This window comes from Kitasatospora sp. NPDC017646 (assembly GCF_044329365.1).
Taxonomy (GTDB): Bacteria; Actinomycetota; Actinomycetes; order Streptomycetales; family Streptomycetaceae; genus Kitasatospora.
The window spans coordinates 460735-477511 of the sequence record NZ_JBIRJC010000002.1 but is presented as its reverse complement, the minus strand read 5'-3'; the positions used below and the strand labels follow the sequence as shown (position 1 = coordinate 477511).

General features: G+C 74.5%; 18 protein-coding genes and 1 riboswitch. Of the genes, 8 read left to right on the top strand and 10 right to left on the bottom strand.

Annotated features, from left to right (window positions below; all coding sequences use genetic code 11):
- Positions 1-199: 199 nt before the first annotated feature.
- The 3 genes from ACH4J0_RS05245 to ACH4J0_RS05235 form a co-directional block, all read right to left on the bottom strand.
- A complete protein-coding gene (locus ACH4J0_RS05245; protein WP_033348048.1) occupies positions 200-589 on the bottom strand; it encodes a DUF3040 domain-containing protein in 390 nt (129 codons plus the stop codon).
- 441 nt (positions 590-1030) lie between these two features.
- Positions 1031-1783, bottom strand: coding sequence for a methyltransferase domain-containing protein (locus ACH4J0_RS05240; RefSeq protein WP_396236351.1), 753 nt, complete (start codon positions 1781-1783; stop codon positions 1031-1033).
- Positions 1784-1828: 45 nt separating this feature from the next.
- Positions 1829-2371: an SAV_6107 family HEPN domain-containing protein gene (locus ACH4J0_RS05235; RefSeq protein ID WP_396236349.1), complete on the bottom strand. Its 543-nt coding sequence runs from the start codon at positions 2369-2371 to the stop codon at positions 1829-1831.
- 572 nt (positions 2372-2943) lie between these two features.
- Here ACH4J0_RS05235 and ACH4J0_RS05230 point away from each other — a divergent pair.
- Both ACH4J0_RS05230 and ACH4J0_RS05225 read left to right on the top strand, forming a co-directional pair.
- On the top strand, positions 2944-3573 hold the full coding sequence (locus ACH4J0_RS05230; protein WP_396236347.1) for a DUF4126 domain-containing protein: 630 nt from the start codon (positions 2944-2946) through the stop codon (positions 3571-3573).
- Positions 3574-3584: 11 nt separating this feature from the next.
- A complete protein-coding gene (locus tag ACH4J0_RS05225) occupies positions 3585-5078 on the top strand; it encodes a phytoene desaturase family protein (protein ID WP_396236345.1) in 1494 nt (497 codons plus the stop codon).
- 16 nt (positions 5079-5094) lie between these two features.
- Here the strand turns inward: ACH4J0_RS05225 and ACH4J0_RS05220 are convergent, their stop codons facing one another.
- Together ACH4J0_RS05220 and metF are read right to left on the bottom strand one after the other, a co-directional pair.
- Positions 5095-5979, bottom strand: coding sequence for a hypothetical protein (locus tag ACH4J0_RS05220; protein ID WP_396236343.1), 885 nt, complete (start codon positions 5977-5979; stop codon positions 5095-5097).
- Positions 5980-6142: 163 nt separating this feature from the next.
- Positions 6143-7060: a methylenetetrahydrofolate reductase [NAD(P)H] gene (gene metF / locus ACH4J0_RS05215; protein ID WP_396236341.1), complete on the bottom strand. Its 918-nt coding sequence runs from the start codon at positions 7058-7060 to the stop codon at positions 6143-6145.
- A gap of 184 nt (positions 7061-7244) precedes the next feature.
- Between metF and ACH4J0_RS05210 the strand changes: the two genes are divergently transcribed.
- A complete protein-coding gene (locus tag ACH4J0_RS05210; protein WP_396236339.1) occupies positions 7245-8351 on the top strand; it encodes a polyprenyl synthetase family protein in 1107 nt (368 codons plus the stop codon).
- 86 nt (positions 8352-8437) lie between these two features.
- Here the strand turns inward: ACH4J0_RS05210 and thiE are convergent, their stop codons facing one another.
- From thiE to ACH4J0_RS05195, 3 genes are read right to left on the bottom strand one after another with little or no spacing between them, the layout of a single operon-like run.
- Complete coding sequence (thiE, locus tag ACH4J0_RS05205) at positions 8438-9082, bottom strand: thiamine phosphate synthase (RefSeq protein ID WP_396236337.1); 645 nt, start codon at positions 9080-9082, stop codon at positions 8438-8440.
- A complete protein-coding gene (locus tag ACH4J0_RS05200) occupies positions 9082-9447 on the bottom strand; it encodes an Rv2175c family DNA-binding protein (RefSeq protein WP_396236335.1) in 366 nt (121 codons plus the stop codon). Before ACH4J0_RS05200 ends, thiE begins: the two co-directional genes overlap by 1 nt.
- Before the next feature lie 33 nt (positions 9448-9480).
- On the bottom strand, positions 9481-10686 hold the full coding sequence (locus ACH4J0_RS05195) for an NAD(P)/FAD-dependent oxidoreductase (RefSeq protein ID WP_396236333.1): 1206 nt from the start codon (positions 10684-10686) through the stop codon (positions 9481-9483).
- Positions 10687-10788: 102 nt separating this feature from the next.
- A riboswitch (TPP riboswitch) is annotated at positions 10789-10901 on the top strand.
- Between ACH4J0_RS05195 and thiO the strand changes: the two genes are divergently transcribed.
- From thiO to pknB, 4 genes are all read left to right on the top strand, one after another.
- Positions 10896-12080: a glycine oxidase ThiO gene (gene thiO, locus ACH4J0_RS05190; protein ID WP_396236331.1), complete on the top strand. Its 1185-nt coding sequence runs from the start codon at positions 10896-10898 to the stop codon at positions 12078-12080. Its footprint overlaps the riboswitch before it by 6 nt.
- Positions 12077-12316, top strand: a complete 240-nt coding sequence (gene thiS / locus ACH4J0_RS05185) for a sulfur carrier protein ThiS (RefSeq protein WP_396236329.1) — start codon at positions 12077-12079, stop codon at positions 12314-12316. The genes thiO and thiS overlap by 4 nt, the downstream gene beginning before the upstream one ends.
- Positions 12317-12319: 3 nt before the next feature.
- Positions 12320-13126 carry a thiazole synthase gene (locus ACH4J0_RS05180; RefSeq protein WP_396236327.1) on the top strand — a complete coding sequence of 269 codons (807 nt, stop codon included), beginning with the start codon at positions 12320-12322 and terminating at the stop codon, positions 13124-13126.
- Between the two features lie 79 nt (positions 13127-13205).
- A complete protein-coding gene (gene pknB, locus ACH4J0_RS05175; protein WP_396236526.1) occupies positions 13206-14984 on the top strand; it encodes a Stk1 family PASTA domain-containing Ser/Thr kinase in 1779 nt (592 codons plus the stop codon).
- A gap of 13 nt (positions 14985-14997) precedes the next feature.
- Here pknB and ACH4J0_RS05170 read toward each other — a convergent pair whose 3' ends face one another.
- Positions 14998-15627, bottom strand: a complete 630-nt coding sequence (locus ACH4J0_RS05170; RefSeq protein ID WP_396236325.1) for a sulfite oxidase-like oxidoreductase — start codon at positions 15625-15627, stop codon at positions 14998-15000.
- Positions 15628-15858: 231 nt separating this feature from the next.
- On the opposite strand from ACH4J0_RS05170, the gene bfr reads away from it, so the two are divergent.
- Positions 15859-16338 (top strand): bacterioferritin, encoded by a 480-nt coding sequence (gene bfr / locus ACH4J0_RS05165; RefSeq protein ID WP_396236323.1) that lies wholly within the window; start codon positions 15859-15861, stop codon positions 16336-16338.
- 14 nt (positions 16339-16352) lie between these two features.
- Here bfr and ACH4J0_RS05160 read toward each other — a convergent pair whose 3' ends face one another.
- Positions 16353-16652, bottom strand: a complete 300-nt coding sequence (locus ACH4J0_RS05160; RefSeq protein WP_396236320.1) for a bacterioferritin-associated ferredoxin — start codon at positions 16650-16652, stop codon at positions 16353-16355.
- Positions 16653-16777 lie beyond the last annotated feature (125 nt).

The following is a 16777-nucleotide window of genomic DNA, read 5'->3' as shown; positions in this document are numbered from 1 at the left end:
CGCGGGGGGGGGGGGGGGGGGGGCCCCGGGGGGGGGGGGGGGGGGGCGGGGCCCCCCCCCCCCGCGGGGGGGGGGGGGGGGTCGCCCCCCCCCCCCCCCCCCCGGCTCCCGTGCACGACGGCCCTCAGTGGTCCTGACGTGGTCCTACGCGGTGGTCCTCCGTCGTCCTACGCGGTCCCGGCGGTACGGCTCGGACGGCTCAGAACCCGCCGGTCTGCTCGTCCCGGCGGCGCTGCCAGCGCTGTTCCACCCGGTCCATCATCCCGGCCTTGCGGCGCGGGGCGGCGGCCTGGCGGGGGCCGGAGCCCTGGCTCGCGGGCCCGCGGCGCCAGCCCGTCACGGCGAACACCGCGCACCCGAGCATCACCAGGAACCCCACGACGCTGACCCAGATCTGGTCCGGAACGACCATGCCGCCCATCAGCAGGCCGACCCCCACCACGAAACCGGCGACGGCCAGGTAGACCCGCCGACGGGTGTAGGTGCGCAGCCCGGTTCCCTCAAGCGCCGACGCGAATTTGGGATCTTCGGCATACAGCGCTCGCTCCATCTGGTCGAGCAGTCGCTGCTCGTGCTCCGAGAGCGGCACGGAGTCCTCCTACTCGTCGGTCGCGGGTGCGACCGGTCCGCCACCCCGGTCGGGGAGGCCAGTCCAATCAGCCTTGGGCACGCGCTCGGACGCCCGTGTGGGGGACCCGGCCCGTGTCGTCCATATGCCCCACGCGTCCGGCTGTCATGCTTTCCGGCTTTACCCAGATCATACGGTCCGTGGGCCCGTTACGGAGTGGTCTGCGCCGCGTGGGCCGGGCCACTTCGACCGGGCGGGCCGCACCCGGGTCAACGCCGGACGACTCGGACAAGTGCCCGGTCGGATGGAATCGGCCCGGACCTGGGGAGCTTCGCGAGCGCACCCGCGGTGAGGGGCGGGGGTCCGGCGGCCGTCCGGGAAGCGAACGGCCGCCGCACGGTGTGCGAACCGTGCGGCGGCGGACGGGAACCCCGGGGCGCTCCCGGGTGCTCCGGAGGGCCCTCAGGCCAGGGTGGCCAGCAGGTGCAGCTGGGTGGCCACGGCGTGGAAGGCGGGCTGCGCGGCGGCGGCCTCCTCCAGCTTCAGCAGCGCCTCCATGGCCCCCGGCTCGGTGTCCACCAGCACCCCGGGCACCAGGTCGGCGAAGACCCGGACGCCGTGCACCGACTCCACCCGCAGACCCGCGCCCTCGGCCAGCCGGCCCAGCTCCTCGCCGGTGAACCGGCGGGGCATCGGGTCCTGCTCGCCCCAGCGGCCGTCGACGGCGGAGAGCACCGTACGGGCCTCGTTGAAGTGGCCGGCCAGCGCGCGGGCCAGCACCGCGCCGTTGCGGTTGGCGGCCAGCAGGCTGACCAGCCCGCCCCGGCGCAGGGTGGCGGCCAGGCTGCCCAGCGACTCGGCCGGGTCGTCCACGACCTCCAGCACGCCGTGGCAGAGCACCGCGTCCACGGTGCCGGGGGCGACCAGCTCGGGCAGCGTCTGGGTGTCGCCCTGGACGGCCCGGACCAGGTCCGTCACCCCGGCCTCGGCGGCCCGGCGCTCCAGTGCGAACAGCGCGTCCGGGCTCGGGTCGACCACGGTGACCCGGTGACCGAGCTTGGCCACCGGCACGGCGAAGTTCCCGGTGCCGCCGCCGGTGTCGACCACGTCCAGCACCGGCTGGTCCAGCTCGGCCGCCCGCTTCTCCAGGGCTGCCCGCACCACCTCCCACACCACGGCGGTACGCAGGGCGCTGCGGGGACGCGTCGGGTACAAGGTGGGGCTCCTTGGCACGTGCAGATCGATCAGGTTGCCACCACCTTATGACCTGTCCAGCGGCAGCCGGGGCGCGGGCGGGGCCGGGTGCAGGCCGAGCAGGCGCTCGACCAGGCGCAGGAACAGGGCCGAGTTGCGGATCAGGTCGTCGGCGTCGCGGGCCGAGACGGCGCCCCGGATCCCGGCCTCGGCGGCGGCCCGGCGGCGGGCGCCGGCGCCGTAGTAGAGCGCCCATTCGGCCAGTTCGGGGGCCACCTCGGGCAGCACCTCCCAGGCGCTGCGGATGGCCTTGCGCCGCCGCGGGTTCTTCTCCGGCCGGCCGCGGACGGCCAGCACGGCCGCCACCGTGCGCAGGGCGGCCAGATGGGCGGTGGCGTAGCGCTCCAGCGGGTCCTCCAGCGCACGGGCGCGGGCCAGCGTGCGGTGGGCGTCGGCGAGCAGGTCGAGGGCGGCCGGCGGCGCGGCGACCCGGCGCAGCACGGGGTGGACGTCCCGCCCGGCGGGGCGGCCACCGGCGGGGCCGGGAACGTGTGGAAGGACGGCGGAGTGGAGGCGGGCGGTGACGGGCTCAGGGTGGCTGATGGTCATGGTCTCCCCCGTTCCGAGGCAGCGCGCGGACCGGGTGGTCCGTGCGCTCCCATCGTGAACCGCACCACTGACAATCAGGCCCCGGGACCGGGCGTACCGGCGGCGGTCGCGGTCCCCCCGGTCCGCGCCGCCGCCGTCTGCCGTCACCCCCGACCACCCCCCACCGGGTGGCGGTGGCGAACTCCCCCCGTTCTCCCCCGTCCGGTGACCGGCCTCCCCCCGGCCCGCTCCGCCGCCCCGTGCCGGCGGTGCGGGGCCCGAGACCGGCGCCCGTTCGCGGATCCGGCCGCCGTCCCCCGGGCCCTCCCGGCCGAAGGACGGATCCGCCACCCGGGCGGCCGGCGCCCGACGCGCCGCCCTCCCGGGTGCCACCACTCTCCCGTCCCAGCAGGTCGGAGGCCATCCGCTGACGTACTCAACCCCGGATCTGAGTACCCGTACTCAGTCGGCCGGAAGCCCCGGGCGCGGAACCGCGGCGATGGCCCGCGACGTCCCGGCTCCCGGTACGGTACGGCGGGGCCGGACGGCCCGGCCGGGGTCGGAAGACCCGGGAGAGCGAGGAGGGGGACGCGATGACGGTCCTGCCGCTGATCTTCACCAGCGGACTGGCCAGCGGCATCAACGCGTACGCCGTGGTGCTGCTGCTCGGGCTGCTGGGCCGGTTCGCCGGCGCGGAGTCGGTGCCGCACGCGCTGGAGCGCACCGACGTGCTGATCGCGGCGGCCGTGCTGTTCCTGCTGGAGGCGGTGGCCGACAAGATCCCGTACGTGGACACCGTCTGGGACGCCGTGCACACCGTGATCCGGCCGATCGCCGGCGCCGTCGTCGGCGTGCTGATCGCGAGCAACGACCCGGGCTCGCTCAGCACGATCGCGGCCGGGGCGATGGGCGGCACGACCGCGCTGGTCACCCACCTGGTCAAGGCCTCACTGCGGATGGCCGTCAACACCTCGCCCGAACCGGCCAGCAACATCGTGGTCAGCCTGCTGGAGGACCTCTCGGTGGCCGGCCTGGTCACCCTGGCGATCTTCCACCCCTGGGCGGCCGCCTCGATCGCCGCGGTGCTGCTGGTGGCCGGTCTGCTGCTGGTCCGGCTGGCGATCAGCAGGATCCGGGCGTTCCGGGCCCGCCGCCGCGAGCGCAGGGCCGCCCGGGCCGCTGCGGAGGGGGCTTTCGCAGGTCGGGCCCGACCTGCGCCCTAGGATCGGGTGCCATGGCACGGATCGTCATCATCGGCGCAGGAATGAGCGGGCTCGCGGCGGCCTCCAGGCTGGCGACCCTCGGTCACCGGGTGACGGTCTGCGAGGCGAGCGGCACCTACGGCGGCATGGTCGGCCGGTACGAACGCGACGGCTTCGCCTTCGACACCGGCCCCGGCCTGCTCCCGCTGCCCGCCGTCTACCGCGACCTCGCGCTGAAGACCGGCCGCGAGCCGCTGGAGCAGCTGGTCGAGCTGGCGCCGGTGGACCCGGAGAGCCGGCACCTGTTCCCCGACGGCACCGCCGTCACCCTGCCCAACGCCTCGCGCGGCGGCGTCAGCCAGGCCCTGGACGCCGCCTTCGGCGCGGGCTCCGGCGCCCGCTGGAGCGAGGTGATGAACCACGGCCGAACCGTCTGGGAGGCCACCCGCCGCCCGCTGCTGGAGGAGCCGCTCCCGGCCGACCCGGCCTTCCTGGGCACCGACCCGTACCCCGTTCCGCCGGCCACCGGCCTGGCCCGGCTGCGCCGCCCCCGGCCGTGGACCCTCCGGGACGTCGCCGCGCGCGAACTGGGCGGCCACCCCGGTCTGACCGCCCTGCTGTCCGAGGCCGCGGTCCGGTACGGCTTCGCCCCCGGACAGGCCCCGGCGGGGGCCACCGTGCTGCCGTACATGGAGCAGTCCTTCGGCGTCTGGTACGTCCGGGGCGGCATGCGGGCCCTGGCCGAGGCCGTGTACCGGCGCTGCGAGCTGCGCAAGGTCGAGTTCCGCTTCGACACCCCGGTCACCCGGGTGGTCGTCGAGGACGGCCGGGCGCGCGGGGTGGAGACGGCCGACGGCCGGATCGACGCCGACCTGGTGGTCTCCGCGATGGACGCCGCCGCCCTGCACCGCCACGGCCTCGCCGAGTGGCCCGGCCTCCCGCCCGAGCGGTGGGAGCCGCACGGGGTGCCCGGCCGGTTCAGCGTGCTGCTGGCCCTGCGCGGCCGGCGCCCGGAGGACACCGCGCACCGGACGGTCGTGCACGCGGCCGACCCGGCCGCCGAGGAGGCGGCGCTGGCCGGCTCGGGCCCGCTCTGCGAGCGCCCCACCGTGCAGGTGCTCCGCCCGGACGACCCGGCGCTGCGCCCCGACGACGCCCACGAGAGCGCGGTGCTGACGGCCACCGTCCCGGCCCAGGGCGCGTTCGACTGGACCGCCCCCGGCGCCGCCGACCGCTACGCCGACCAGTTGCTCGCTCACGTCGACGCTGCCGTACCGGGCCTGCGCGAACGGATCCTGTGGCGGGTCGTCCGCACCCCCGAGGACACCCGCCGCGAAACCGGCGCCCTCGCCGGCGCGGTCGCCCGCCCGGCCTTGGCCGGCGCCTCCGGCCGGTGGCTCAGGGCCGCCAACGAGTCCCCCGTCCCCGGGCTCCACCTGATCGGCGCCGACGCCCACCCCGGCGGCGGCCTCTCCCGTGTCGGCATGTCGGCCTGCATCGCCGCCAACCTGATCGGCCCGGCCTGAGGTCCGCCCGGCGGGATCAGCCCTGGTGCCAGGTGTTCTGCTGCTGGTAGCCGTAGCCGCTCTGGTCGTAGACCGGCTGCTGCGCGGTGCCCTGGCCCTGCTGGTCGGGCTGGGGCTGCCACTGCTGCTGGTGCTGCTGCTGGGTGTTCGGGTCCCAGGCCTGCTGGGGGTAGGCCGTGTACGGGTCCTGGGGCTGCTGCTGGTCCTGGGACTGCTGCTGGTAGCCGCCGTACGGGTCCTGCTGCTGTTGCGGGTAACCGCCGTAGGTCTGCTGGTCGTAGGCGTAGGCGGGCTGCTGCTGGGTCTGCCACTGCTGCTGGTCGTAGCCGGACTGGTAGGCCGGGGCGTACGGGTCCTGCGGCTGCTGGGCCTGCTGCTGCTCGTAGTAGGCGGGGGCGTAGATGCCGTCCTGGGCCAGCTCCTGCATCTCGAAGGCGGCGGTCTGCTCGACCTCCGGGGTCTCCTCGGCGACCGACGCCGACTCCGACTCCGGCGTTCCGGCCTCGGCCCCGGCCTCCTCGACCGCGCTGACCTCGCCGACCCGCTTCTCCTCCGCCGCTGCCGCGGCCGCGACCGCCGCACCGCCGGTCAGGGCGCCGAGCAGGGGCACCCTGGCGAGCGGACCGGGCAGGCTGCCGTCGGACTTCCGCAGGGACCAGCCGGCCTGGTAGCCCTTCTTGACCGACAGGGTGACGAAGGCCTGGCCGATCGCGAACAGGCCCGCGCCCGCGCCGATCACCACGACCGAGCCGAGGCCCATCCCGACGGCCACGCCCAGGAAGCCGGCCAGGGCGAGCACCCGCCAGTGCAGCGGCGCCCGGTTCTGCAGCAGCACCTCGGCCACCAGCCAGAGCGCCACCACCGCCAACGCGACGTACAGCAGCAGGTATCCGATGCCCATCCGCGCGCTACCTCCAGTCGCGTGCCCGCGCGCGCCGCGCGTGTGCGGCGACTGTACCGGTTCAACGGCCGGGGTACCGCATCGCGTTCCCGGCGTCGGCGACACCGGCCGCACACGACCGAGCCCGCCACCGCGGAGCGGTGACGGGCCCGTGGACACGGCCCTACGGGCGCTGGTGCAGCCCCAGGTTCTGGTAGATCTCCAGCGTCGCCGTCGAGTGGTTGAGCGTGATGAAGTGCAGGCCGGGCGCGCCCTCGGCGAGCAGCCGTTCGGCCATCGCGGTGGCGTGCTCCATGCCGACCGCCCGCAGCGCCGCCGGGTCGTCGACGACGGCCCGCAGCCGGGCCTCCAGATCGGCCGGGAAGGCCGATCCGCTGAGCTGGGGGAAGCGCTCCAGCTGCTTGGCGTTGGTCACCGGCATGATCTCCGGGATGATCGGCGTCTCGCAGCCCGCGGCGGTGACCCGGTCGCGGTACCGGAGGTAGTCGTCCACCTCGAAGAACATCTGGGTGATCGCGTAGTCGGCGCCGGAGCGGACCTTGGCGATGAAGTGCCGGATGTCCTCGTCCCAGTCGGCCGAGCGCGGGTGCATGTTCGGGGAGGCCGCGACCCCGACGCAGAAGTCGCCGATGCCCTTGATCAGCTCCACCAGCTCGTACGCGTAGGTGACGCCGTCCGGGTGACGGACCCACTCGCCCATCGGGTCGCCGGGCGGGTCGCCGCGGACCGCGAGGACGTTCCGCACCCCCTGGTCGGCGTACTGGCCGATGATGTTGCGCAGTTCGGCGACCGAGTGGTCCACCGCGGTCAGGTGGGCGACCGGGGTGAGGGTGGTCTCGGTGGCGATCCGGCCGACCATGTTGACGGTGCGCTCGCGCGAGGAGCCGCCGGCGCCGTACGTCATGCAGACGAAGTTCGGGTCCAGCGGTTCGAGTCGACGGATGGCGTCCCAGAGCTTCTGCTCGCCGGCCTCGGTGCGGGGCGGCATGAACTCGAAGGAGAAGGAGCGCTTTCCGGCCGCCAGGAGCTCGCGGACCGTGAGTGCGCGGTCCGGTCTCGTGGAAGCGATGCCGAGTGCCATGCTGGCAGGTTAGCGGGCCCCCGAAGGGGCCGGACAACCCGATTCCACGATTCGGGACAAGTAGTGGACACTCCTCCGCTTCCGCCCGGCCCGGTCCCCGCGCCCCCACCGGCCCGCTCGCACGCCCGTTCCCGACCGCCCCGCTACGCTTGCTGCACCCCCAGCGAACCAGCGGAGCCTCATCGTGACCTCGTCCAGCAACCGGCCGGCCAACCCCATTGACGTGGAGGACGTCCGCACGCGCGTCAACGCCGCCCTCGCCGCGTTCATGGACGGCCAGTCCGCGCTGCTCGGCAAGATCTCGCCGCAGCTGGTGCCCGCCGCCGACGCCCTGCGCGACTTCCTGCTGGACGGCGGCAAGCGGCTGCGCCCGGCCTTCTGCTACTGGGGCTGGCGCGCCGCCGGCGGCCCGGCCGGGGGCGAGGGGATCGCCAACGCGGCGGCCGCACTGGAGCTGCTGCAGGCCAGCGCGCTGGTGCACGACGACCTGATGGACCGCAGCGACACCCGCCGCGGCCTGCCCTCGGTCCACCGCCGCTTCGAGGCGCTGCACCGGGACAGCGGCTGGCGCGGCGACCGCGAGCAGTACGGCGTCTCGGCCGCGGTGCTGCTGGGCGACCTGCTGCTGATCTGGTGCGACGAACTGTTCCTGCGCTCGGGCCTGGAGCCGGCCGCCGTGCTGGCCGCCAAGCCGAGGTTCGACCTGATGCGCACCGAGGTCATGCTCGGCCAGTACCTGGACGTGCTGGAGCCGGTGGCCGGCGACTCGGCCGACGAGGGCGCGCTGGAGCGGGCCCGGACCGTCCTGCACTACAAGTCGGCGAAGTACACGATCGAGCGGCCGCTTCAGGTCGGCGCCCTGCTCGCCGGGGCCGGGCCGGAGCTGGTCGAGGCCCTCGGGGCGTTCGGGCTGCCGCTGGGCGAGGCCTTCCAGCTGCGGGACGACCTGCTCGGCGTCTTCGGGGACCCGGCCGTCACCGGCAAGCCCGCCGGGGACGACCTGCGCGAGGGCAAGCGGACCCTGCTGGTCGCCCACGCGATGCGCGCCCTGCCGCAGGCCGACGCCCGGCACCTGGACGCCCGGCTCGGCGCGCCGGACCTGGCCGCCGAGGAGGTCGCCGAGCTGCGCGAGCTGGTCGCCCGCAGCGGCGCGCCCGAGCTGGTGGAGCAGCGGATCGAGGAGCTGATGGGCCAGTCGCTGGCCGCGCTGGCGGGGGCGCCGCTCGCCGACGAGGGGGCCCGTACGGTGCTGCTGGCGCTGGCCGAGGCCGCCACCGTCCGCAAGTACTGACGGCGGCGGCCCCGAGAAGCCGCCAGGGCCTGTCCGGCGGATCCTGCCGGGCGCGCGACGCCGGGCAGGATCCGCCGGACGGGCCCTCAGGCCGCGCGCACCCGGCGGGCGAGCTCGGCGGCGGCGGCCCGCGGGTCCTCCGCCGCGGTGATGGCCCGGACCACGACGATCCGGCGGGCGCCGGCGGCCAGCACCTCGTCCACGTTGCCGAGGTCGATCCCGCCGATCGCGAACCACGGCCGGTCGGTGGCCTGCTTCGCCGCGTACGAGACCAGGCCGAGGCCCGGCGCCGGGCGGCCCGGCTTGGTCGGGGTCGGCCAGACCGGGCCGGTGCAGAAGTAGTCCACGCCCGGTTCGGCGACCGCCGCGTCCACCTCGGACTCGGCGTGGCAGGAGCGTCCGATCAGCACGTCCTCGCCGAGGATCGCCCGGGCGGCCGGCACCGGCAGGTCGTCCTGTCCGAGGTGCAGAACGTCCGGCCGGGCCGCGTGGGCGATGTCGGCGCGGTCGTTGACGGACAGCAGCCTGCCGTGGCGGCGGCAGGCGTCGGCGAAGACCTCCAGGGCCGCCAGCTCCTGCCTGGCCTCCAGGCCCTTGTCGCGGAGCTGGACGATGTCCACCCCGCCGGCCAGCGCCGCGTCCAGGAACTCGGCCAGGTCGCCCTGCTCCCGGCGGGCGTCGGTGCACAGGTAGAGCCGGGCGTCGGCCAGGCGGGACCGCGGGTCGGTCATCACAGCGCCAGGGCCTGGGCGCGGCGCTTGACCTCGGTCGCCCGGTTCTCCCAGAGCGCCTGCACCGGGGTGCCGGGCAGCGTCGGGTCCTCGGAGAACATCCACTCGACGATCTCCTGGTCGGAGAACCCGCTGTCCCGCAGCACGGTCAGCAGGCCGACCAGGTGCTTGACCGGGCCGTCCTCGTCGATGAACGCCGCCGGGACCTGCAGCGACTTGTTGGGACCGCGGCGGACCGCGATCAGGTCACCCTTCTTGACCATGTTGCGAACCTCGGTGACCAGCACACCCCACCGCTCGGAGATGTCGGGGAGGTACAACCACTCGGGGACCAGGGCGTCAGTCTTGGCATCGATCTCACTCACGGCACCAGACTGCCACCTCCACGCCTCCCGGCGCTAAGCGGTGGCCCCCTTGAGCGCCGCCTTGAGCGCCACCGACGGGTCCGCCGCGAGGGTCCGGTCCAGCGGCGTCCCGCGCTCGATCAGCTTCCGGCCCTGGGTGAGGTCGCGCGGCCGGTCCACCGCGAGCAGCGCACTGGGCACCCCGTCGCGCAGCCACAGCACCGACCAGGCGGCGTCCTGCGGGCTGCCGCGCCACAGCAGTTCGTCGCCCTCGGCGTGCCGGCCCGCGTACTGGACCATCCGCCCGAACTGCTCGGACCAGAAGTACGGCACCGGGTCGTACGGCGCGTCCGCCCCGAGCACGGCGGCGGCCGCGGCCCCGCCCGACTGCAGCGCGTGGTCCCAGTGCTGGACGGCCAGCCGGGCGCCGGAGCGGGCCGACGGGTAGCTGACGCAGTCGCCGGCCGCGAACACCCCGGGCAGACCGGTGCGCAGCCGAGCGTCCACCACGACCGCGCCGGAGGCGTCCAGCTCGACGCCCGAACCGGCCAGCCAGCCGGTCGCGGGCCGGGCGCCGACGCCGACCACCACTTCGTCGGCGGGCAGGTGGGAGCCGTCCGCCAGCAGCACCGCCCCGGGCTCGACGGCGGCCACGCCGACCCCGCAGCGCAGCTCGACCCCGGCCTCGGCGTACCAGGCGGCCATCGCCGAGCCGACCTCGGTCGGCAGCGCGCCCGGCACCGGCGCCGGACCGGCCTCCACCACGGTGACCTCGCAGCCGCCCTGGCGCGCGGCGGTGGACACCTCGGCGCCGATCCAGCCCGCGCCGACCAGCACCAGCCGCAGGCCGGGGCGCAGCAGCGCGCGCAGCGCCAGGGCGTCGTCCAGGGTGTGCAACAGGTGGGCGCGCTCGGCCCCGGGCAGGGCGCGCGGGGTGGCGCCGGTGGCGATCACCAGCGAGTCGTACGGGAGGTCGCCGCCGTCGGTGTGCAGCACGCCGGGGGTGAGGCCGGTGGCCCGGCGGCCGGTGAGCAGCTCGATGCCGAGCCCCTCGTAGTCGATGTCCAGGGTGGTGGCGTCGGCCTTGCCGAGCAGCACGTCCTTGGAGAGCGGCGGCCGGTCGTACGGCGCGCGGGGTTCCTCGCCGACCAGGACGATCCGCCCCCGCCAGCCGCCCTGCCGCAGCCGCAGGGCGCACTGCGCCCCGGCCAGCCCGGCTCCGACGACGACCACCCGATCCGTTCCGCTCAGCTCTGCCACGCCGTCACTGTACTCAGTGCCCGGGCGGGCCCCGGCGGCCGTCCGGCCCTCGTCCACTCCTCGTACGGCCCTTCGGCCCGACCGACCCCCGGCGTTAAGGTGGGGGCACCACGCGGGAGCCCGGCGAACCGGGCTGAGAGGCGGGCTGGCACGGCCCGCGACCGTCCGAACCTGATCCGGGTCATACCGGCGAAGGGAGAAGAGCAGCTTTGTCACGCTTGTCAGCAGGCAGCCGCGCGGACGTGCTGGTGATCGGCGGGGGCGTCATCGGCCTCGCCGTCGCCTGGCGCGCCGCACAGCGCGGGCTGCGGAACGTGGTCGTGGTCGACCCCGCCCACGGCGGGGGCGCGGCCGGGGTCGCCGCCGGAATGCTCGCCCCGGTCACCGAGCTGCAGTACGGCGAGGAGCCGCTGCTGCACCTCGGGATGGCCTCCAACCAGCGGTACGGGTCCTTCGCCGCCGAGCTCACCGAGGCGAGCGGCGGCCTCGACACCGGCTACCGCCGCTGCGGCACCATCGCCGTGGCGCTGGACTCCGACGACCGCGAGGAACTGCGCGAACTGCACGCCTTCCACCAGCGGCTGGGCCTGGACTCCAGCTGGCTGACCGGCCGGGAGGCCCGCAAGCTCGAACCGATGCTCGCCCCCGGCGTGCGCGGCGGCCTGCACGTCGCGGACGACCACCAGGTGGATCCCCGCCGACTGCTCACCGCCCTGGTCGCCGCCTGCGAGCGGGCCGGCGTCCTGCTGCACCGGGCCGAGGCCGTCGAGCTGCTGGTCGGGAACGGCCGTGCGGTCGGAGCCCGGCTGAGCACCCACGAGACCGTGGCCGCCGACCAGGTCGTCCTGGCCGCCGGGCCGCACAGCCACCGGCTGCCGGGCCTGCCCGAGGGGGTGCTGCCCGCGGTCCGCCCGGTGAAGGGACAGGTGCTGCGCCTCCAAGTCCCGGACGCCTACCGGCCGTTCCTCTCCCGCAACGTCCGCGCGGTGGTGCGCGGCCAACACCTGTACCTGGTGCCCCGGGAGAACGGCGAGCTGGTCATCGGCGCGACCACCGAGGAGCAGGGCTACGACACCACCGTCACCGCTGGCGGGGTGTACGAACTCCTGCGCGACGCCCATGAGTTGGTCCCGGGCATCACCGAACTCCCGCTGCGCGAGACCGCGGCCGGGCTGCGCCCCGGTTCGCCGGACAACGCCCCGTTGCTGGGCCCGACCGCACTGCCCGGACTGGTCGCCGCCACCGGCCACTACCGCAACGGCGTGCTGCTCACCCCGGTGACCGCCGACCTGCTCGCCGACCACCTGGCGACCGGCGAAGTCCCCGAGCTGGCACGGCCGTTCACGCCCACCCGGTTCTCCCCCGACGCCCCCACCACGAAGGCCTCCGCATGACCGAGACCACCCCGACCGAGACCACCCCGGCCGGCATCGCCCTGACCGTCAACGGCGAGCCCCGCCGGGTGCCCGCCACCACCACCCTCGCCGAGCTGGTGGCCACCGTCAGCGCCGCCAACACCGGCGTCGCCGCCGCCCTCAACGAGGCCGTGGTGCCGCGCAGTTCGTGGCCCGCGACGGCGCTGGCCAGCGGCGACCGGATCGAGATCCTCACCGCCGTCCAGGGAGGCTGAACCATGGCCGACGACCTTCTGACCATCGCCGGGGCTGCCTTCTCCTCCCGGCTGATCATGGGCACCGGCGGCGCGCCGAGCCTGGAGGTCCTGGAGCACGCCCTGCTCGCCTCCGGCACCGAGCTGACCACCGTGGCCATGCGCCGGGTCGACGCCACCACCCAGGGCTCCGTCCTGGACGTGCTGACCCGCAACGGCATCCGCGTCCTGCCCAACACGGCCGGCTGCTTCACCGCCGGCGAGGCCGTGCTGACCGCCCGGCTGGCCCGCGAGGCGCTCGGCACCGACTGGGTGAAGCTGGAGGTGATCGCCGACGAGCGCACCCTGCTGCCGGACCCGATCGAACTGCTGGACGCCGCCGAGACGCTGGTCGACGACGGCTTCACGGTGCTCCCGTACACCAACGACGACCCGGTGCTGGCCCGCAAGCTGGAGGACGTCGGCTGCGCGGCGATCATGCCGCTGGGCTCGCCGATCGGCTCCGGCCTGGGCATCCGCAACCCGCACAACTTCCAGCTGATCGTGGAAGGTGCGGGCGTGCCGGTGATCCTGGACGCCGGCGCCGGCACCGCCTCCGACGTCGCGCTGGCGATGGAGCTGGGTTGCTCCGCGGTGATGCTCGCCTCCGCGGTGACCCGGGCTCAGGACCCGGTGCTGATGGCCGAGGCGATGCGGCACGCCGCCGAGGCGGGCCGGCTCGCCCACCGGGCCGGCCGCATCCCGCGCCGCTTCCACGCCGAGGCCTCCTCCGCGATGGCCGGCCGCGCCGACCTGGACGCCCGGGAGCGGCCCGCCTTCCAGTCCGTGTAGGGCATGTCACAAGCCGGTCCCGGAGCGGCGTCCTCCGGGACCGGCGTCCTCCCGCGCCACTAGACTCCCCCGGGTGGACATGGCACTGCACGACCCCCTGATCGGTACCGTGCTCGACAACCGGTACCGGGTCGAGCAGCGCATCGCGACCGGCGGGATGTCCACCGTCTACAAGGGCACCGACACCCGGCTGGACCGGGTGGTCGCCCTCAAGGTGATGCACCCCCAGCTGGCCGGCGACGAGGGCTTCACCGCCCGCTTCATCCGCGAGGCCAAGGCCGTCGCCAAGCTGACCCACCCCAACGTGGTCAACGTCTTCGACCAGGGCGCGGACGGCGGAAACGTTTTCCTCGCCATGGAGTACGTGCCCGGCCGCACCCTGCGCGACCTGCTGCGCGACCGCGGCGCGCTGTCCGTCCGGGCCGCGCTGGACGTGCTGGAGCCGGTGCTCGCCGCCCTGGGCGCCGCCCACCGGGCCGGGCTGGTCCACCGGGACGTCAAGCCGGAGAACGTGCTGATCACCGAGAGCGGCCTGGTCAAGGTCGCCGACTTCGGGCTGGTCCGGGTGCTCGGCAGCGCCGACGGCGCGCCCACCTCGACCAGCACCGCCACCGGCGGCACCGTCATGGGCACGGTCTCCTACCTGGCCCCCGAGCAGATCCTCCCGGACGCCCCCACCGACCAGCGGGTCGACGTCTACGCGTCCGGCATCCTGCTGTACGAGATGCTCACCGGCCGCCGCCCGCACACCGGCGACAACCCCGTCCAGGTCATGTACAAGCACCTGCACGAGGACGTCCCCGCCCCCTCGCTGACCGCCCCCACCGTCGCCCCGGCGCTGGACGCCATAGTGGCCGGCGCCTGCGCCCGGGCCGTCGACGCCCGCCCGTACGACGCGGTGGAACTGCTCGCCGCCCTCCAGCGGGTCCGCCGTGCCCTCACGCCGGCCGAGCTGGACGCCGAGCCGCCGGCCTCCACCCGGCCCAGCCCGCGCTACCCGACCAGCGAGCCGACCTCGGTGATCCAGCCGCTGTCCCAGCCCGGCGACGCCCCGGCACCGGAGCGCACCAGCGTGCTGGACGTGCCTGCCGAGGTGATGGACCAGCTGCTCGCCGAGCCCCGCCCGTACGACGAGCCGACCCCGGTCCGGGTGCGCCGGCCGAGCCGGCTGCGCCGGGTCCCGCGCAAGCCGCTGATCTGGACGGCCGCGCTGACCGCGCTGGTGGTGGCGATCGGCGGCGCCACCTACGGGATCTCCGAGGGGCTGTACAGTTCGGTGCCGGGCGTGCTCGGCAAGGACCGGGGCGAGGCCCAGCGGATCCTGGACAGGGCCGGCATGCACGGCAGGTTCGTCGACGCCTTCAGCGAGTCCGTCCCGGCCGGGCAGGTGATCTCCACCGATCCCGGGGTGGGCGCGCGCACCCGCAAGAGCGACTCTGTGACGGTCACCGTCTCCAAGGGCCCCAAGCGGATCGCCGTGCCGGACGTGACCGGCAAGAGCTCGGACGACGCGGCCGCCGCGCTGGCCGCCGCCCAACTGACCAGGGGCGGAGTGACCCGGACCTACAACGACACCGTGCCCGAGGGTTCGGTGATCAGCAGCTCGCCGGCCGCCGGGCAGATGCTGCAGGAGAACGCCGCGGTCTCGCTGGTGGTCAGCAAGGGCATGGTGCCGGTCCCGGACGTCAGCGGGATGGGCCGGGACGACGCGCAGAAGGCGCTGCAGGCGGCGGGCTTCACCATGAAGGCGGCCACCGACTGGACGCTCGGCATGGGCAAGGTGAGCGGCCAGTCCCCGGCGGCCGGCGAGCGGCGCCCGCAGAGGACCGTGGTGACGGTCAGCTTCTCGCTGTTCTAGCGGGATCGGGGGCTCAGCGGAGCGGCCCGTCGCCCGGTTCCTCCTGGTAGGAGTAGCGCTGCTCGCGCCACGGGTCGGCCAGGTTGTGGTAGCCGCGCTCCTCCCAGAAGCCGCGCCGGTCGGCCCGCATGTACTCCACCGCGCGCACCCACTTGGGGCCCTTCCAGGCGTACAGCTTCGGCACCACCAGCCGCACCGGGAAGCCGTGCTCGGCGGTCAGCGCCTCGCCGTTGCGGTGGGTGGCGAGCAGGGTGCGGCCGTCGGCGAAGTCGGCCAGCCGCAGGTTGGCGCTGTAGCCGTACTCGGCCCAGACCATGACGTGGGTGACGCCGGGCGCCGGGGGCACCAGGTCGAGCAGGAGGGCCGCGGGCACGCCCGTCCACTCGTTGCCGAGCACGGAGAACTTGGTGACGCAGTGCAGGTCGGCGACCACGCTGGTGCGCGGCAGGGCGTTGAAGGCCGCGAAGTCCCAGCTGTGCTTCTCCGCCGAGGCGGTGGCGCCGAACACCTGGAGGTCCCAGGTCAGCGGCTTGAAGCGGGGCACCGGCCCGTAGTGCAGGGCGGGCCAGCCGCGCTGCACGCGCTGACCCGGTGGGAGCTTCGGGTCAGACGGCGGAAGCGGTTCTTGTTCGGACTGACCCATGACTCCATGGTGACAGACGGCGGACGAGCCCAGGCGCGCGCCCCTTTGGCGCGGGTTCACGCCCTGCCCGTACGAGCCGATGGTCGATCGCACACCCGCCGATGACCGCCTAAAACGGATATTCCGACACATGTCCTACTGAGTGTGAACTTACTGGAATTACCTCCCAAAACGGTGCCAGGATGCCCAGCGCAAGAGTCACCGCAGGACGTAGCCCAGGGAGGCAGCACCATGCAGGGCGACCCGGAGGTCATCGAGTTCCTCAACGAGCAGCTCACGGCCGAGCTCACCGCGATCAACCAGTACTTCCTGCACGCCAAGATGCAGGAGAACCTCGGCTGGACGAAGCTCGCCAAGTACACCCGGCACGAGTCCTTCGACGAGATGAAGCACGCCGAGACGCTCACCGACCGGATCCTGTTCCTGGAGGGGCTGCCCAACTACCAGCGGCTGTTCCACGTCCGGATCGGCCAGACGGTCAAGGAGATGTTCGAGGCGGACCGCCAGATCGAGGTCGAGGCGATCGACCGCCTCAAGCGCGGGATCGTGGTGATGCGGGCCAAGAACGACGTCACCTCGGCGAACATCTTCGAGGACATCCTGGCCGACGAGGAGCACCACATCGACTACCTCGACACCCAGCTGGAACTCCTGGACAAGCTCGGCGAGGCGCTCTACATCGCCCAGCTGATCGAGCAGCCGGAGTCGTAGGGCGTGCTCCCGGCTCAGGCCACTCGCAGCGGGACCACCGGGGCGATCGGGGCCGTCGGGCCCGGCTTCGGGGCGGCCGGCGCCGGAACGTCCTGGGCCTGCGGGTCGGCCAGGCCGAGCTTGGCGGCCAGCCGGGCGGTCGGGCAGGGCCGGGCGCCGTGCTCGCCGAGCAGCGCCTGGATGCGGCGGACGCAGGACCCGCAGTCCGTGCCGGCCCTGCAGCCCTTGGCGACCTGGCGCGGGGTGTTGGCACCCCCGTCGATCGCCTCCTTCACCTGGTCCTCGGTGACCGCATGGCACATGCACACGTACATCGCGGTCTCTCCCTGGGTGAAGTGCGGGTGCGCACGGAGTGGATCTTGACTAAGGCTTGCCTTAGTTCACTGAGCCTCACCTTACCTGGCGATCCGGGTACGAAAAAGCCCCTCCGGGCTCGGGA

Excerpts from the sequence above, each read along its gene's own strand:
- ACH4J0_RS05235 (WP_396236349.1), bottom strand. The coding sequence starts at position 2,371 with ATGACCATCAGCCACCCTGAGCCCGTCACCGCCCGCCTCCACTCCGCC.
- ACH4J0_RS05230 (WP_396236347.1), top strand. The coding sequence starts at position 2,944 with ATGACGGTCCTGCCGCTGATCTTCACCAGCGGACTGGCCAGCGGCATC.
- ACH4J0_RS05225 (WP_396236345.1), top strand. The coding sequence starts at position 3,585 with ATGGCACGGATCGTCATCATCGGCGCAGGAATGAGCGGGCTCGCGGCG.
- ACH4J0_RS05220 (WP_396236343.1), bottom strand. The coding sequence starts at position 5,979 with ATGGGCATCGGATACCTGCTGCTGTACGTCGCGTTGGCGGTGGTGGCG.
- metF (WP_396236341.1), bottom strand. The coding sequence starts at position 7,060 with ATGGCACTCGGCATCGCTTCCACGAGACCGGACCGCGCACTCACGGTC.
- thiE (WP_396236337.1), bottom strand. The coding sequence starts at position 9,082 with ATGACCGACCCGCGGTCCCGCCTGGCCGACGCCCGGCTCTACCTGTGC.
- thiS (WP_396236329.1), top strand. The coding sequence starts at position 12,077 with ATGACCGAGACCACCCCGACCGAGACCACCCCGGCCGGCATCGCCCTG.
- ACH4J0_RS05180 (WP_396236327.1), top strand. The coding sequence starts at position 12,320 with ATGGCCGACGACCTTCTGACCATCGCCGGGGCTGCCTTCTCCTCCCGG.
- pknB (WP_396236526.1), top strand. The coding sequence starts at position 13,206 with ATGGCACTGCACGACCCCCTGATCGGTACCGTGCTCGACAACCGGTAC.
- ACH4J0_RS05170 (WP_396236325.1), bottom strand. The coding sequence starts at position 15,627 with ATGGGTCAGTCCGAACAAGAACCGCTTCCGCCGTCTGACCCGAAGCTC.
- bfr (WP_396236323.1), top strand. The coding sequence starts at position 15,859 with ATGCAGGGCGACCCGGAGGTCATCGAGTTCCTCAACGAGCAGCTCACG.
- ACH4J0_RS05160 (WP_396236320.1), bottom strand. The coding sequence starts at position 16,652 with ATGTACGTGTGCATGTGCCATGCGGTCACCGAGGACCAGGTGAAGGAG.